The 14,878-nt window shown below is 71.4% G+C and carries 14 protein-coding genes; 5 read left to right on the forward strand and 9 right to left on the reverse strand.

Annotated features, from left to right (window positions below):
- Positions 1 to 25 precede the first annotated feature (25 nt).
- Positions 26 to 415, forward strand: a complete 390-nt coding sequence (locus ACFZDJ_RS31830) for an SRPBCC domain-containing protein (protein WP_390934872.1) — start codon at positions 26 to 28, stop codon at positions 413 to 415.
- A 100-nt stretch (positions 416 to 515) separates the two neighbouring features.
- Here the strand turns inward: ACFZDJ_RS31830 and ACFZDJ_RS31835 are convergent, their stop codons facing one another.
- The 4 genes from ACFZDJ_RS31835 to ACFZDJ_RS31850 form a co-directional block, all read right to left on the reverse strand.
- A complete protein-coding gene (locus tag ACFZDJ_RS31835) occupies positions 516 to 2,057 on the reverse strand; it encodes an ABC transporter substrate-binding protein (protein ID WP_391063976.1) in 1,542 nt (513 codons plus the stop codon).
- Entirely contained in the window at positions 2,057 to 4,165 is a 2,109-nt protein-coding gene (locus tag ACFZDJ_RS31840) for a hypothetical protein (protein WP_391063978.1), read from the reverse strand. Before ACFZDJ_RS31840 ends, ACFZDJ_RS31835 begins: the two co-directional genes overlap by 1 nt.
- Before the next feature lie 142 nt (positions 4,166 to 4,307).
- Positions 4,308 to 5,282, reverse strand: a complete 975-nt coding sequence (locus tag ACFZDJ_RS31845) for a 2-oxoglutarate and iron-dependent oxygenase domain-containing protein (protein ID WP_390934875.1) — start codon at positions 5,280 to 5,282, stop codon at positions 4,308 to 4,310.
- Entirely contained in the window at positions 5,275 to 5,733 is a 459-nt protein-coding gene (locus tag ACFZDJ_RS31850; RefSeq protein ID WP_168494448.1) for a nucleoside deaminase, read from the reverse strand. Before ACFZDJ_RS31850 ends, ACFZDJ_RS31845 begins: the two co-directional genes overlap by 8 nt.
- Positions 5,734 to 5,833: 100 nt before the next feature.
- Here ACFZDJ_RS31850 and ACFZDJ_RS31855 point away from each other — a divergent pair, with 100 nt between their 5' ends.
- Positions 5,834 to 7,114, forward strand: a complete 1,281-nt coding sequence (locus tag ACFZDJ_RS31855; RefSeq protein ID WP_384907195.1) for a PucR family transcriptional regulator — start codon at positions 5,834 to 5,836, stop codon at positions 7,112 to 7,114.
- Positions 7,115 to 7,138: 24 nt separating this feature from the next.
- Here ACFZDJ_RS31855 and ACFZDJ_RS31860 read toward each other — a convergent pair whose 3' ends face one another.
- The 3 genes from ACFZDJ_RS31860 to ACFZDJ_RS31870 form a co-directional block, all read right to left on the reverse strand.
- Positions 7,139 to 8,242, reverse strand: coding sequence for an abortive phage infection protein (locus ACFZDJ_RS31860; protein ID WP_391063982.1), 1,104 nt, complete (start codon positions 8,240 to 8,242; stop codon positions 7,139 to 7,141).
- Between the two features lie 113 nt (positions 8,243 to 8,355).
- Entirely contained in the window at positions 8,356 to 8,745 is a 390-nt protein-coding gene (locus tag ACFZDJ_RS31865) for a hypothetical protein (protein ID WP_391063985.1), read from the reverse strand.
- Positions 8,746 to 8,810: 65 nt separating this feature from the next.
- A complete protein-coding gene (locus ACFZDJ_RS31870) occupies positions 8,811 to 9,818 on the reverse strand; it encodes a zinc-binding dehydrogenase (protein ID WP_391063988.1) in 1,008 nt (335 codons plus the stop codon).
- A gap of 117 nt (positions 9,819 to 9,935) precedes the next feature.
- On the opposite strand from ACFZDJ_RS31870, the gene ACFZDJ_RS31875 reads away from it, so the two are divergent.
- Both ACFZDJ_RS31875 and ACFZDJ_RS31880 read left to right on the forward strand, forming a co-directional pair.
- Positions 9,936 to 10,271 (forward strand): helix-turn-helix transcriptional regulator, encoded by a 336-nt coding sequence (locus ACFZDJ_RS31875; protein WP_168510123.1) that lies wholly within the window; start codon positions 9,936 to 9,938, stop codon positions 10,269 to 10,271.
- A 43-nt stretch (positions 10,272 to 10,314) separates the two neighbouring features.
- On the forward strand, positions 10,315 to 10,917 hold the full coding sequence (locus tag ACFZDJ_RS31880) for a hypothetical protein (protein WP_391063991.1): 603 nt from the start codon (positions 10,315 to 10,317) through the stop codon (positions 10,915 to 10,917).
- A gap of 4 nt (positions 10,918 to 10,921) precedes the next feature.
- Here ACFZDJ_RS31880 and ACFZDJ_RS31885 read toward each other — a convergent pair whose 3' ends face one another.
- Positions 10,922 to 12,313 carry a cytosine permease gene (locus ACFZDJ_RS31885; protein ID WP_391063994.1) on the reverse strand — a complete coding sequence of 464 codons (1,392 nt, stop codon included), beginning with the start codon at positions 12,311 to 12,313 and terminating at the stop codon, positions 10,922 to 10,924.
- A gap of 89 nt (positions 12,314 to 12,402) precedes the next feature.
- Positions 12,403 to 12,810, reverse strand: a complete 408-nt coding sequence (locus ACFZDJ_RS31890; RefSeq protein ID WP_168494462.1) for a PLD nuclease N-terminal domain-containing protein — start codon at positions 12,808 to 12,810, stop codon at positions 12,403 to 12,405.
- 592 nt (positions 12,811 to 13,402) lie between these two features.
- Between ACFZDJ_RS31890 and ACFZDJ_RS31895 the strand changes: the two genes are divergently transcribed.
- The gene (locus ACFZDJ_RS31895) at positions 13,403 to 14,860 is read left to right on the forward strand and encodes a menaquinone biosynthesis decarboxylase (RefSeq protein WP_168494463.1); all 1,458 of its coding nucleotides are present in this window, start codon (positions 13,403 to 13,405) and stop codon (positions 14,858 to 14,860) included.
- Positions 14,861 to 14,878 lie beyond the last annotated feature (18 nt).

The following is a 14,878-nucleotide window of genomic DNA, read 5'->3' on the forward strand; positions in this document are numbered from 1 at the left end:
GCCTCTCCCGGGCCACGCTGGTGTCATGACCCGAGCCATCGAAGAGGGCGCCACCGAGACCCGGGAGGACGGCACCCGCGTCCTGCACTACCTGCTGCGTTTTCCCCAGCCTGTGGAGAACGTCTGGAAGGCGGTGGCCACACCCGAGGGCCTGAGGGCGTGGCTGGCCGAGGCCGAGGTCTTCGAACCGCGACTCGGCGGCGCGGTCACGCTCCGCGGGATCGGCAGCGGCCGGATCACGGCGTGGGACGTCGAGCGGATCGCCGAGTACACGGTCGAGGGGCGGGGCCGCATCCGCTTCCACCTGGAACCGGCCCGCCCCACAGGCACGACGGTCCGCTTCACCCACGAGTCCCCAAGGGACGAGGACCCGGGCTGGCGCCTGCGCTTCGAGAGACTGGCGAGCGCCCCGTAGGGGCGCGGGGCTGTGACATTGTGCGGCTTCGCCGCGTGGGCGCGACCAGCCACACACGACCCGCACCCGCCCGACCACGGAACTCCAACGGCGCCCCCCGTCAAGCCGGCGGCAGACACTCCGTCGGCGGCTTCCCTTCAGGCCACGCGATCTTCACGAAGCGAGCCCGGGACTCGGGCGTCAGCTGCACGATCGGCACCGCCTTGTCGTACGGATTGCCGTGGGCGTCCAGACAGATCCACCCGCTCGCCCCGTTCACCCGCAGCTCCTTGCCCTTGACCTGCGGCCACTGGAGCCCGACGTCCGCGAGGGCCGGGATCTTCCCCGTCGGCGACGCCCCGCGGATGCCGCGCACGGCGAGCCGCATGGCGTCGTACGCGATGATCAGCTGGCCGTCGTCCAGGGCGATCGGCCCGACGGGCCCGACCGGCTCCTTCCCGGCACTCCCCAGAAGCGACTGCAACACCTTCGCGTCGGCCGCGCTGCCGCCCGTCTTCGCGGTGTCCTTCAGCCAGGCGTCCGGGTGGGCCAGGGACGTGTAGCGGACGGTCAGCAGCGGGTCCTTGAGGGCGGCCGGGTCGAGGTCCTTGTCCCCGGCGAGGTAGGAGCCCTCGTCGCCGGTGAGCACGGTGAACCGGCGGTCGTGGCAGCCGCGCTGGCCCAGCATGTTGATGAACTGCCGCAGCTGGGTGTGGCGCCCCGCGAACAGGATGGTGTTCGTGGTGGTCGGCGTGTTGCAGAGGATGTTGGTGATCTGCATGAAGACGTTGGAGGTGCTGCCCTCCTTGCTGCGGTCTGCGGGCGGCGTGAACGGCTGGGCCTCGTAGCGCGCGCCCTTGAGCATCTTCTCGAAGGACGCCTGGAGCGTGCGCGTGTACGGGTCGCCGGTGCGGTCGTAGACGAGGAAGGCGTTGGCAGCGGAGACCTTGGCGAAGGAGGCGAGGGCGCGGGCCTCGTCGGTGTTGGTGGGGGAGACACGGGCGAGCCCGGGGAACGGGTCCTTGCCGTCCTGCCCGTTGGCCAGGTCGTCGGCGGTGATCGAACTCCCTATCACCGGGATGCCCCGGCTGGTGAGCTCCTTGACGGCCTTCTTGTTGTTGTCGGTGCTCAGACCGACCCCGGTCACCGCGCGCAGCCGGTCGGAGCCTCCCGTCATGCCCGCCAGCTGGTCGACCGTGTGCTGCCAGTACGTGCCGGTGGAGCCGGGGTTGGCCAGCACCAGGCGGATCTTCGGCTTCAGGCCGGTGGTGTCGTGGTTGGCCTGGTACTGGGCCAGATAGGCGCCCTGGAGCTCGTGCAGCACATCGCCCAGGTTGTCGGCGTCGGTGGCGGTGAAGGGTTCCAGGAGCGCGACGGTGACGTAACTGCCGGGCGCCAGACGGGCGTTCTCGCGGTGGATGGCCCGTACGGTGTCGGCGAACTGCGGACGCCCGAAGGCGTACGTCGTCCACGAGACGCCCACGCACTCGTCGCTGCCCTTCGGCTGGACGACGCCGGGCGCGCAGGAAAGATTCTCCTTGGTGGCCGTCATACCGCCCCAGATGCCGAGGCCCGCCAGTACTGCCGCGAGGGTCAGCGCGACATACCTGCGGAAACGAATCTCCCAGACGTCCTCGCGCAGCCAGGTCCACAAGCGCGCCATCACAGGTCCCCGTTCCCGTTCTCGTCGTCGTCACCAGGGATGCGCAGGGGGCGGCCGGCGAGGGCGTCCGACGGCCACTCCCGCGAGGCCCGCCACAGCAGCGGGTTGCCCGCGGGCCGCAGGTTCGACAGCTGCTCCAGCTCGAAACGGAGCCGGTCGGACACCTTCGGGTCCGGCAGCACCAGCGGATCGGTCAGCTGCCAGACCGCGTGCAGCAGGCGTCGTACCCGTAAGTGCAGTACGGCGTCCACGCTGTCCGGCGGCTGCTGGGCGGCGTCGGTGCGGCCGAGCGCGACGGCCGCCCGGTCGTCGTGACCGCCGTGGCCGCCGAAGTCGCGGCCGTCCGGATCGTGTGCGTGGTAGTAGGGCGCGGACGCGATGAAGACGAGCGAGGACAGCCAGGACGCGGTGTCGGTGCGCGGGAAGGTGTCGCGCAGGTGCGCCACCGCGAAGTCGGCCTTGCCGAGGGCGAGTTCGTGGTGCAGTCGACAGCGCGCGCTGTCCGGCTGGTCCCCGTCGCCGTAGTGGTCGATGAGGGTGCGGTGCACGGACCGCCAGCGTGCGTGGTCGGGGTCGTCGTGGTGCAGCCGCAGCAGGAGCAGCGCGCGCAGGAACGGATCGCCCACGAACTGCCCGGCGGCGCTCGTCCAGCCCTCCTCCGTGAGCCGCTCCTCCAGCGCGAGGACCCCCGACGCGCCGAAGTCGTCGGAGAGCTGGACCTCCGCGAGCGCGCAGGCCGAGTCGCGGTCGTGGGCCGCGGCGAGCACGGTCAGCTCGTCGAGCCGGCCACCGGGTACGAGCCGGTCGAGCAGCTCCTGATAGGTGGGCCGGCCGTCGTTGTCCTCGTGGACGGCGACGTCGGAGGTGAGCAACTCGCCCAGGGACTTGGCTCCTTGGGGCAGGTTCTGGCGGGCGGACTCCGCGAGGAGGGTGACGCCGAGCGGGCTGCCGCCGGACAGCCGATGGGTGGCGTGCGGGAGTTGAGGGGGGAGCGCGAGGCCCTGCGAGACGCCGCCCACGAGGTGCAGGGTGTCGTCCGGGGTCAGCGGCGGCAGCGCGACGAGCAATGCCCGCGAGGACGGCGAGGTGCCCGGCTCCCAGTTGGTGTTCCGGGCGACCTCGGGGAGGGTGCGGCGGCTCGCGTTGCGCAGTGCTCCATGGCTGTAGCCGCGCAGGGCGGCGAAGAAGACGACGTGGTCGGCGATGCCGTCGGCGCGGTCGCGCAGCACCGGTTCCATCAGGCCGAGGCCCGCCCGTTCCTGCACGTTGTCGATCAGCACGACCGGGCGGCCCAGCCGGTGCGAGCGCTGCATGACCCCCGCGTACGCGTCGTCGAGGTCGGCCAGCAGGGCCCGTACGAGATAGCGCTCGGCGTGGGTGCGGGAGTCGCCGCCCGCGCGGAAGTGCGAGGAGAGCAGGATCAGGCCGAGCTTGGGATTGCCGCCCGCGTTCGGATAGTCGCGGTACCAGGTGGCGGCCCTGCGCAGCCGGCGGGGAGCGGGGCCGATCCCCTCGGCGAACGCTTCCAGGGTGGCTTCGATGATCGGCGCGATCACGGGACCCGTACCGCTGAGCGAGGCGATGAGCTTGGAGACGACCTTGCTCACCCAGCGGCCCGCGAACCCCGAGAGCCATGAGCCGGTCTCGTTCAGCAGCAGGATCCGCTCCGCCTCCTGCCGGATGCGGGGCACGTCACGGTCGCTCCAGCCGCCCGCCGCGACGGCCAGCAGCCCGGACGTCAGGCGCGGAAAACCGATCCGCCCGGCGCCGGTCACCGGCTCCGCGAGCTGCTCGGCGATGGTGGTGAGCGCCTGTCCCACCGGCGACCAGGACTCCGCGGGCCGCTCGGCGGGCGGCCCGGCGAACTGCCGTTCCTCGCCGTCGACCAGCGCGACCGGTGTGTGTCCGCGGTACGCGTCGCGCAGCTCCCGCAGTACGGCGCTCTTGCCGAGCCCCCGCCCGCCCGCGAACACCACGAAGGGCAGTTCCTTCGGGTGTTCGTACGGGTTCGAGCGCAGCTGGTACGGGCGCAGGCCGACGAGCCGTGGTGCAAGACCGGGCGGATCGGTGTCGAACAGCGCTCCGCGTCCGTGCAGCCCTCTGTGCACCGCATCTCCCCCTGGCGCGGTCCGGTCCTGCTCTGTGCTGCTGTGAGGTCTATCAACACCAGTGTAAAAAGGGGGAGTTGATTCGGACTAGGGCATGGGATGTCCGTTTGGTTACGAAATTTTTCCGCGCCCTTTCATTCAGCTATCCCACGGTGATCGAATCCAGCTTTTCGCGCAGATAAACATGGGAGTCGACGGGCGGATACGCGACGCGGCCCACCGGCGCGGGGACCGACTCCACCACCGTCCCCGGCGTGCACTCGCCGAAGTAGACCAGCGACATCAGCTCCTCGGCCGGCGCGTCGGCGGGCGGGGGCAGCACCCGGTGCCGGCCCGAGCGCCACCGGTCACCCGTCCAGCGGGCCATCAGGTCACCGATGTTGATCGTGAACGCCGCCGGGTCGAAGGGCGCGTCCTCCCAGCCGCCCTCGTCCGTGTAGACCTGCAGCCCGCCCTTGCCGGCCTGGCGGTCGAGGATGGTGACGGTGCCGAAGTCGGTGTGGGGGCCGATACGGAACTGGCCGGGCTCCGGCTCGCCGACGACCTCCGTTCCCGGGTACCAGTTGATGTTGAAGCCGTACGTCGGGTGGTCCATGTGCCGGGTGAAGAAGTCCGGCTCCAGTCCCAGGGCCTCCCCCAGGAGGGCCAGCAGGTGGTTCTCCAGCTCGCCCATCCCCGCCAGGTACTCCTCGCAGAGCTTTTGCAGCTCGGGGGCCTCGGCGGGCCACACGTTGGGCGCGTACCACTCCGCGTTCGTCTCCGGGTCCTCGAAGGGCTCGTGCGTCGCGAAGGTCAGCGACTCCTTGAGGTCGGGGGGCGTCTGCGTACCTTCCGCATATCCGTTGGCCTCGGCACCCGGGCCGAGCCAGCCGCGCCCGCCGACCTGGACGGCGTACGGCTGCTTGACCTCTGTGGGGAGGGCGAAGAAGGCGCGGGCGGCCTCGCGGATGCGGGTGCGCAGGGCCGGGTCCACACCGTGTCCGGTGACGAGGAGGAAGCCGGCGCTCTGGAGGGCTTCGTCGACGGTGCGGGCGATGCGGGTACGGGCGTCGGGGTCGCCGTCCAGCCAGGGCCGCAGGTCGATGGTCGGGATGCGGGGGGTACGGAGGCTACTCACCAATGTCCTCGTTCCACAGAGCCGGGTTGTCCTTGATGAAGTCACGCATCAGCGCGGTGCACTCGGGGTCGTCCAGGAGCACGATCTCCACGCCGTGCTCGGCCAGCCAGTCGTGGCCGCCGTGGAAGGTCTCCGCCTCGCCCACCACGACCCGCGAGATGCCGAACTGGCGTACCAGGCCGGAGCAGTACCAGCACGGCGACAGGGTCGTCACCATGGTCGTACCGCGGTACGAACGCTGTCGTCCCGCGGCGCGGAACGCCGAGGTCTCCGCGTGCATGGACGGGTCGCCGTCCTGGACCCGCCGGTTGTGTCCGCGGCCCAGAAGCGTGCCGTCCGCGCCGTACAGCGCGGCGCCGATGGGGATGCCGCCCTCCGCCAGCCCGGCGCGGGCCTCCGCGACGGCGGTCGACAGCCACACCCGTGCCCGTGCCTGATCAATGCGCTCCATGACTCCACTCTCCTGTGGCCGAAACACGAGGGCAACGTGCGGAAAGTACTCTCCCGGCAACCCGCACCCGGACGGACTGTCAGCACCTGTGGAGGTTCCCGTGCCCGCACTCACCCTCCGCGACATCCTGGCCCTCGACCCCGTCCGCGGCAGCGAGCCCGAACTCCTCGCCGGCGAAGGCGCCCTGGACCGCCCGGTCCGCTGGGTGCATTCGAGCGAGGTGTACGAGGGGGCGAACTTCCTCGACGGCGGCGAACTGCTCCTCACCAACGGCTTCGGGCTGACCGACGCGGACGAGGACACCCGCCGGCGCTACGTCCGCGAGCTGGACGCGCGCGGAGCGGCGGGCCTCGCGGTGGAGGTCGGGCGGTCGCTGGTGCGGATGCCGGAGGAGGTCGTCGACGAGGCCCGGCGGCTCGGTCTGCCGCTGTTCGCCCTGCACCGGGTGGTGCCCTTCGTCCGCATCACCGAGGCCGCGAACCGGGCGATCGTGGCGCGCGGTCTGTCGGGGCGGGCGGCGTCCGTACGGCCCTGGGGCGGCGACCACACCGCCGCCCTGCTCGCCGATCTCGCCGACGGGCAGGCCCTCAACCAGCCCGAGGTGGAGGCACGCGCGGCGCTCGCCGGGTTCCATCCGGGTCCGGGCGCGCGGCTGGTCGGGGTGTCGGCGCACGGGGCGCGCGAGCTGGGCGTGGTCGACCGGGCGGCGCGCTCCCTGGGCGGGGTCGCGGTGCTGCGGGCCGCGTTTCCGGGGGACGTACTGGCGCTGGTGGCGATGCCGGACGACGCCGTACGGACGGTGACGGCGCGGCGTGATGTCGTACGGGCCGTGCAGGAGGCCTTCCGGACGGCCGCCGAGGCCGGGGTGACCGTGGCGGTCGGACACGCGGTTCTCGCGGGCGGCGGCTGGCTGCGCTGGAGCGAGACACTGCGGGCGGCCCGGACGACCCTGGAACTGGCGCTCACCGTGTCGTCCGCCGAACCCGGCCCGACCGGCGACCCGGTCGTCACCTCCTCCCGCGCCCTCACCCTGGAACGCGAGCTGACCCGAGGCGGTGTGGACGCCAACCGCGACCGCCTCGCCCGCCTGGTCCAGCACACCCTGGGCCCCCTGCTGGCCTGGGAGGCCGCCCACCCCAGCGACCTCGTCCGCACCCTGGAGATCCACCTCCGCCACGGCTGCTCACCCACCCGCACGGCGGCCCTGCTCCACATCGGCCGCCAGTCCCTCTACCAGCGCCTGGAACGCATCGAATCCCTCCTGGGCCTGGAGATCGACGACCCGGACCTCCTGGGAGAGCTGCTCGCGGCCCTGTGCGCGCACCGGATCGTGCGGGGGGTGCCGGCGGCCGCGGACGGCGGCCTGCGGACGGTGGCCTGAACTGCCCCCGATCCGACCCGACCGTCAGCAGGTGTGTGCGCGGGCCCGTGCGTACTGCCGGGCCAGTGCGCGGAAGGACTCCTTCGGCTCCCAGTGCCGTCCGCCGTGGCGGTCCTCGATCGTCTTCACGATCCCGTAGCTCGCCATGTCGAGGTCGTGGCGGGGGTCGCGGGGGCGGTGCGGGGCGTCGGGGGTGACGAAGGTGTACGCCATCGCCGAGTACAGGCCCATCGACTCGAACACCGACAGCACGTCCGTCAGATACGCGGCCTGGGTGCGCTCACTGCGGACGAGACCGCCCTTGATCTCCGGCGGTTCCTTGCCGTGGTCCACGACGTCCCAGCCCATGCCGCCCTTCTCCGGCGCGCCCTCGAAGGTACAGCAGCCGAACTCCATGACGGCGACGGGCTTCCCGAAGCGCCGCAGCGCGGCGAGGTCGCGGACGTAGGCGTTCCGGTCCCGGAAGTAGCCGTAGTAGTCGACACCGACGAGGTCGAAGAGGCCCCAGTCGACGTCCTCGTCCTGCGCGGCGGCGTACGTCAGCCGCCCGTGGAAGACGGACCTGCCCACGGACGCCGCCTTCGCCGTGAACCGGTGCAGGCGCCGTGCCATCAGTACGGGGTCGAAGTCGCCCTTGAGCAGATGTTCGATGCGCTCCTGGGCGTTGGCGCCGGGCACGATCCCGGGCACGTACAGCACGAACTCGCAGCCGACACTGAGATGCACTCCCGCGCCCCGCCGCCGCAGCCGCTCGGCGAACCGGCCCGTCTGCGCGAGGTGGTCGAGGATCTCGTGTTCCGGTACATCGCCCAGGGTCGGCTCCAGCCAGACGTTCAGACCGAGCTCCGCCGCCTCGGCCGCGGTGGCGCTGAGCCGTTCGACGCCGTCGCCGGTGACCTTGACGGAGTCGGCGTGCAGGTCGTGCGCGATGGCGCGCAGGTCGCGCCGCATGCGCCCGGGGCTCCACCCGGTGCTCGGCGTCTCCCCGTCCGTCACCTCGTACACCACACCCCGGTACGTCAGCCCCGGCCGACGCCCCGCAGCCCCGGCCCGCCCGACCGGCAGCACCACCGCGCCCCCGGCCCCCGCGGCCATCCCCATGAACCGTGCCCGAGTGATCCCCCGCATGGCGCCTCCCCGTGTCCGTTCTGCGGACTTCAGTCTGGGAAGCGGCCGTCCGCCCCGCAGTCGGCCGATGGTCTACGGAGGGTCGACGAAAGTACGGAACCGCTGAGCGCACGTCACACCTCGGACGCCGCCTCGGCGATGCCGTACGCCAGGGCGTCGAAGTTTTCCCGGTAGAAGCCCAGCCGGATGTGGAAGGGCTCCTGGAGGAACGCGCCCTCGCGTGAGACGAACATGGTCGGCGCGGCGGTCAGCGCGCTGTGCACCGCGTGCAGTTCCTCCGCACGGAAGCGGATGTCGCATGACTCCCTGGGCCCGCCGGTGAGGCGCTCGATGAGCGCGTCGACCGTCTCGCGGCCGGTACCGAGCAGCACGGTCAGGGTCAGGTCGCTGACGTCCCGGTGACGCAGGTGGCTCAGTGCCTCGTACATCGCCGCCCGCCTGGACGGGGTGAGGCGGGCGACGAACGCGTCCCCGTCCCGGGTCAGCCTGATCCGTGTTCTCATGCGTCTCCCTCTCGCCTCCTCATCCCGTCCCTCGAAGGGGGACCGACAGTCCTGAGGAGTTGCCGTCACGCGATGTCGGCCTCCCCGGCCGTGCCGTGGGCGCGCAACAACAGTTTCCCCGTGCTCGTCCGCGTCCCCATCAGCCGGTGCGCCTCCGCCGCGTCCGGCAGGGCGAACTCCGCCGTCACCGGCAGGGACACCACTGCGTCGACCACCGTCCGGAAGGCGCGTTCGGTGAGGGCGCGCAGTTCGGTCGGGGCCGTCTGGGCCAGGGTGAGGATGGAGAAGCCGGAGACCGACAGGGCCAGCGGGTAGAGGTCCGGCTCGCCCACCTGCCACGGCTGCGCCCCGCTCGCGTTGCCGAAGGAGACCAGGCGGCCGAAGGGGGCGAGGGCGGCGAGGGAGGCCCGCAGGGTTTCGCCGCCGACCGGGTCGAGGGCCAGGTCCACCCCGCGACCGTCCGTCGCCTCGCGCACCTCCTTCGCGAAGGAGGCGGAGGAGGTGACGAAGACCTCGTCGTAACCGTGCTCCCGTGCGTACTCGGCCTTCGCCGCGCCCGACACCACCCCGTAGACAGCCCCGGCCCCCGCCGCGCTCGCCAACTGCCCCAGCACCGTGCCCACCCCACCCGCCGCGCCCTGCACGAGCACCGTCTCGCCGGGCTGGAGCCGGCCCACGGCATGGATCAGGGCGTACGCGGTGGGCAGCACGGTGGGGAGGGTCGCGCCCGTGCGCAGGCCCACACCGGGCGGCAGCGGGAAGACGGTCACCGCGTCGGCCACGACGACGTCCGCGTACGCGCCGCCCTGCGTCAGGGCGGCCACCTCCTGCCCCACGGCGAGGCCGGTGACCCCGGCGCCGAGGGCCCGGACGCGGCCCGAGACCTCCAGACCGGGGACGAAGGGCAGGGCGGGCACCCGGTAGCCCTCGGCCCGTGCCTTGAGGTCGGCGAAGTTCACACCCGTGTAGGCCACGTCGATGCTCACCTGCCCCGGACCGGGCTCGGGCACCTCCGCCTCCACGACCTTCAGTACCTCGGGACCGCCGTACTCCTGGATCTCGACCGCGCGCATGGCACACCCCTCGCGAGAGCTCGTCGACTCGACTGTTCAATGAAAACCGAACAGTCGGGAGTGTATGGTTTCCATCGAACACTCGGCAAGGTGGGGAAGATCTGAGGGGAGTCGGGCGTGGCGCAACGAGCGAGTCACAGAGCCGCCCCGGAACACACCCACCCCGACGACGTTCCGGTCCAGACCGCCCTCGCCGCCCTCGCCGATCCCGTACGCGTCACCCTCGTGAGGGAGTTGGCCGACTCGGCGGAGTGGACGCGCAGTTGCGGCAGCTTCGATGTGCCGGTCGGCAAGGCGGCCCTCAGCCACCACTTCGCGGTGCTGCGCGGGGCGGGTCTGGTGGAGCAGCGCGACGAGGGTCCCAAGCGCGTCAACCGCCTGCGACGCGAGGAGTTCGAGGCCCGCTTCCCCGGACTCCTCGACCTGGTGCTGCGTGAGGACCCGACGCACTGAACCGATTCGCCGCCCCCCGCGTCAAAGGGGCATGAAGAAGCGTGTGAGGGGTCGGACGGCCACCGGTGTCACCGTGACCGGTGCCGTCGTGCTGCTGGGAGCGCTGCTCCAGGGATCGAGCGCCGTCGCACAGGCCGAGCCCGCGCATACCGCGCCCGTCACCGCCACCTGCGTCGGCACGCGGCCGGCCGGGAGCCTTCCCGAACTCGGCGCCGAGGACTTCACCCCGCTGGACCGCACCTTGGCCCACGTCAGCAGGATGGGGGAGTCCGCCCGCTACGCCGCCGTCTACACGGGCCTGTCGGTCGACGAGGAGGACCGGGCCACGGACGTGTACCGCATGCCGTCCGCCTCCTTCGACGCCGACCTCTGCGGCGCCGCCGAGAAGGGCGTCACGGTGCGGCTGCACGACACCGATGCCAACCGGACCGACCTGGAGGCCCTCGCCGACCGGATCGCCGAGGACATGTCCCGCTGGAACGGCACCTTCGACCTGCGTGAAGTCGGCGTGGACGAGGCCGGGTTCGTGTTCGTGGGCGTCGACGACCCCACCACCGCCCGACCCCTCCTCCAGAAGGCCTTCGGCGCACGGCACATCGAGGTGGGGTACGCCGAACAGGCCTCGCTGCTGAGCGCCACCGGCTGACCGCTCAGCCCGTGCGGGGCGCCCGCCGCAGCAGCGCGTACAGCGCCGCGCTCACCGCGAAGCCCACCAGGCAGGTGATGTCGCCGAAGGACGCCCAGTGCTTCGGCACCCAGCCCACGTACTTCTCCTGGTTGGAGAAGAGCGGAACCGAGACCACCACGCCGATCAACAGGGCGGTGATACCGGGCCAGTTGGTGAACGCGCGGTCGCCCAGGCGTCGGGCCGGCTCGTCGTCCGGAGTCCGGGTCCGGAGCCACCGCTCCACCAGCACCACTCCCAGCCACGGTCCGATCCAGTACGCGATGACCAGCAGGAACGCCTCGTACGCATGCCCGGCGTCGGACAGCGACGCCCACGCCGCCGCCGTGCCCGCCACGCCCGAGAGCACCACCAGCGCGCCGCGCCCCAGCCAGGCCGGCAGCCGCAGGCCGAGCGAGGTGATGGACATGGCGGAGGAGTAGACGTTCAGGGCGTTCGCCGAGACACCGCCCAGGATGATGGAGAGCAGCACCAAGTCGCCGAGCCAGGACGGGAGATGGCCGGTGAAGGCGGCCGTTGGGGTCGCGCTGTCGGGGGACGCGATCGTCGCCGACGCCGCGCCGATGAGGGAGACGACCGCGACGGAGAGGAAGAGACCCACGGCCGGGTAGAGGGCGGTCCTGAACGTGTTCGCCGTGCGGGGGAGGTAGCGCGAGTAGTCCGTGGCGTACGGGTTCCAGCCCGCCGCGTACCCCCATGCCGTACTGAAGGCCAGCAGGAAGCCGCCGACGCCGCCGCCCCCGCCCGAGGTGCCCAGGTCCGCGTGGTCGAACGTCCACACCCCCGCCACCAGGAACACCACCGCCAGCGCCGGGAACGCGTACTTCTCGAAGGCGTGCACGAAGTTGTGGCCGATGAAGCCGATCACGATCTCGACCGCCACCACCAGCAGCAGCGAGGGCAGGGGGCGCAGACCCGTCAGCGTGTTCAGCGCGAACGCGGCGCTCACGCTGTTCACGGCGAACCAGCCCACGCCCGCCACCAGGGCATTCACCCCGGCAGGCAGCAGATTGCCCCGGTAGCCGAAGGAGAGGCGGCCGATCACCATCTGCGGGACGCCGAACCGGGGTCCGTCGAGGGACAGGACGCCTTGCGTCAGGGCGCCCAGCGCCGTGCCCAGCAGCAGTGCCGCGGCCGCCTGCCAGAAGTTCAGTCCGAAGAAGAGGACCGAGATCACGCCGATGTACACGGTCGCGAACTCGATGTTCGGGGAGGCCCAGGTCCACAGCAACTGGAGCGGACTGCCGTGGCGTTCGGCGTCGGGAATCGGTTCCGAGCCCGCCGTCTCGACGGCGATGACTCTGTCGCCGTACTCGGGCGTGATCGGTGCGGTGGTGCCGGCGGGAGCGGTCGTCATGCACCGTAAGTGTCCGGGGCCCCGCCACCCCCGGCCAGAGGCGCACTGTCCGTTTCGGGAGGCTCGTCGGCGTACACCTTGTACGGGCGTCAGCTCTCGGACTCCTCGCCGGCCTCGCGCCGGCGCAGCTCCTCCTCGCGGCGCCGCAGGTCGGCCTCCCAGTCCTTCAGGAGTGCCTCGTCCTTGACGTTCTTGGAGGGGGACGACTCCGCGTTGAGGGAGTTCAGGAACTCGGGGTTGTCGTCGGGGGCGACGTACTGCGGGCGCTGGTCGCGGTGCCACTCGGAGGGCGTGACGCCTCGGGTCGGGCCCCGGCCGACCTTGCCCGCGACGAGCCAGGCGATCGGGCCGACGAGGACTTCTCCGAAGAGCAGGATGATGATCACCCACACCACCTTGGGCAGGCCGCGGACCTCCTCCTCCGGCGTGTTCAGGCAGTCGATGAACGAGTAGATCCACAGCGCCAGGACCAGCAGGAACGGCAGATACCTGAGCATGGCGGAACGGTCCCCCAGTGGACGGTGGCGGGGCGGTGCGGGGCCCCGATGACGCGCACAGGGTAGCGGCTGACTTCAACGGGAGGATGACACTTTCCCCACCCCCACCCCCACCCCCACCGCCCCAGCCTCCCGGTGGGTTCGTCGGCTGCGGGTGGGCGGGGGCTGGTCGCGCAGTTCCCCGCGCCCCTGAAGGGGCGCTGCCCCTCGGGGCGGTTCCTCGGCCGCGGACCGGTGGGGGCTGGTCGCGCAGCTCCCCGCGCCCCTGAAGGCCTCGGCCCGCCCGGCGTTCGCAGGCGAAGCCGGAGGCCGCACGCACCCCACTCACCCCGGCCCGCATCTTTCAGCCCGTCCGGCGTTTGAGGACGAGGCCGGAGGCCGATGCCCCACCCACCCCGTCCAGCCACCCACGTCCGCACCCTCCAGCCCGTCCGGCGTTTGAGGACGAGGCCGTTCAGGCCGATAGCGGGGGTCTGGGGGCGCAGCCCCCTGGGATGGGACGGGTAGGGGCGGCGGGGGCGAGAGGGGTGGTCCCGCCCACGGCGGTGGGGCGCACGTCGGTGTCGGGCGGCCCTCAGCGATACTTGGACGCATGGCTTACGACGATCTTCGATCCCTGCTGAGGGCGCTGGAGCGCGAGGGCGACCTCAAGCGCATCAAGGCCGAGGTGGACCCGTATCTGGAGGTCGGGGAGATCGTCGACCGGGTGCAGAAGGCGGGTGGACCGGCGCTGCTCTTCGAGAACGTGCGCGGGTCCGCCATGCCGCTCGCCATGAACGTCTTCGGGACCGACCGGCGGCTGCTGAAAGCCCTCGGTCTGAAGTCGTACGGCGAGATCAGCGAGAAGATCGGCGGCCTGCTCAGGCCCGAGCTGCCCCACGGTTTCGTCGGCGTACGCGAGGCCTTCGGCAAGCTCGGCGCGATGACCCACGTACCGCCGAAGAAGGTGAAGTCCGACAACGCGCCCGTGCAGGAGGTCGTGCTGCACGGTGAGGACGTCGACCTGGACGCCCTCCCCGCACTCTTCACCTGGCCCCAGGACGGCGGCTCCTTCTTCAACCTCGGGCTCACCCACACCAAGGACCCGGAGAGCGGAATCCGCAACCTCGGGCTCTACCGCCTCCAGCGCCACGACAAGCGCACCATCGGCATGCACTGGCAGATCCACAAGGACAGCCGCAACCACTACCAGGTGGCGGCGAGGAGGGGAGAGCGACTGCCGGTCGCGATCGCCTTCGGGTGCCCCCCCGCCGTGACATACGCCTCCACCGCCCCCCTGCCCGGTGACATCGACGAGTACCTCTTCGCCGGGTTCATCCAGGGCAAGCGGATCGAGATGGTGGACTGCAAGACCGTCCCGCTGCAGGTCCCCGCGAACGCGGAGGTCGTGCTCGAAGGGTGGCTGGAGCCGGGGGAGATGCTCCCGGAGGGGCCCTTCGGCGACCACACCGGGTTCTACACGCCGCAGGAGCCCTTCCCGGCGCTGACCATCGACTGCGTCACCATGCGCAAGCGGCCGCTGCTCCAGTCGATCGTCGTGGGGCGGCCCCCGACGGAGGACGGCCCCCTCGGGCGAGCGACCGAGCGCTTCTTCCTCCCCCTGCTGAAGATCATCGTGCCGGACATCGTGGACTACCACCTCCCCGAGGCCGGCGGTTTCCACAACTGCGCGATCGTCGCGATCGACAAGAAATACCCCAAGCACGCCCAAAAGGTGATGCATGCCGTCTGGGGGGCGCACATGATGTCCCTCACGAAACTCATCGTGGTCGTGGACTCGGACTGCGACGTCCACGATCTGCACGAGGTCGCGTGGCGGGCCCTCGGCAACACCGACTACGCCCGCGACCTCACCGTCGTCGAAGGCCCCGTCGATCATCTCGACCACGCCTCCTACCAGCAGTTCTGGGGAGGCAAGGCGGGCATCGACGCGACGAGGAAGTGGCCCGAGGAGGGTTACACCCGGGACGGGGGATGGCCGGAAATGGTTCTCTCCGACCCGGAGACGGCGGCGACGGTCGACCGCCGTTGGAAGGAGTACGGCCTGTGAGGTCCATCAACAGCACCA

The sequence above is a fragment of the Streptomyces sp. NPDC007896 genome (genome assembly GCF_042959425.1).
Lineage (GTDB): Bacteria > Actinomycetota > Actinomycetes > Streptomycetales > Streptomycetaceae > Streptomyces.

Excerpts from the sequence above, each read along its gene's own strand:
- ACFZDJ_RS31830 (WP_390934872.1), top strand. The coding sequence starts at position 26 with ATGACCCGAGCCATCGAAGAGGGCGCCACCGAGACCCGGGAGGACGGC.
- ACFZDJ_RS31835 (WP_391063976.1), bottom strand. The coding sequence starts at position 2,057 with ATGGCGCGCTTGTGGACCTGGCTGCGCGAGGACGTCTGGGAGATTCGT.
- ACFZDJ_RS31850 (WP_168494448.1), bottom strand. The coding sequence starts at position 5,733 with ATGGAGCGCATTGATCAGGCACGGGCACGGGTGTGGCTGTCGACCGCC.
- ACFZDJ_RS31860 (WP_391063982.1), bottom strand. The coding sequence starts at position 8,242 with ATGCGGGGGATCACTCGGGCACGGTTCATGGGGATGGCCGCGGGGGCC.
- ACFZDJ_RS31865 (WP_391063985.1), bottom strand. The coding sequence starts at position 8,745 with ATGAGAACACGGATCAGGCTGACCCGGGACGGGGACGCGTTCGTCGCC.
- ACFZDJ_RS31870 (WP_391063988.1), bottom strand. The coding sequence starts at position 9,818 with ATGCGCGCGGTCGAGATCCAGGAGTACGGCGGTCCCGAGGTACTGAAG.
- ACFZDJ_RS31885 (WP_391063994.1), bottom strand. The coding sequence starts at position 12,313 with ATGACGACCGCTCCCGCCGGCACCACCGCACCGATCACGCCCGAGTAC.
- ACFZDJ_RS31890 (WP_168494462.1), bottom strand. The coding sequence starts at position 12,810 with ATGCTCAGGTATCTGCCGTTCCTGCTGGTCCTGGCGCTGTGGATCTAC.
- ACFZDJ_RS31895 (WP_168494463.1), top strand. The coding sequence starts at position 13,403 with ATGGCTTACGACGATCTTCGATCCCTGCTGAGGGCGCTGGAGCGCGAG.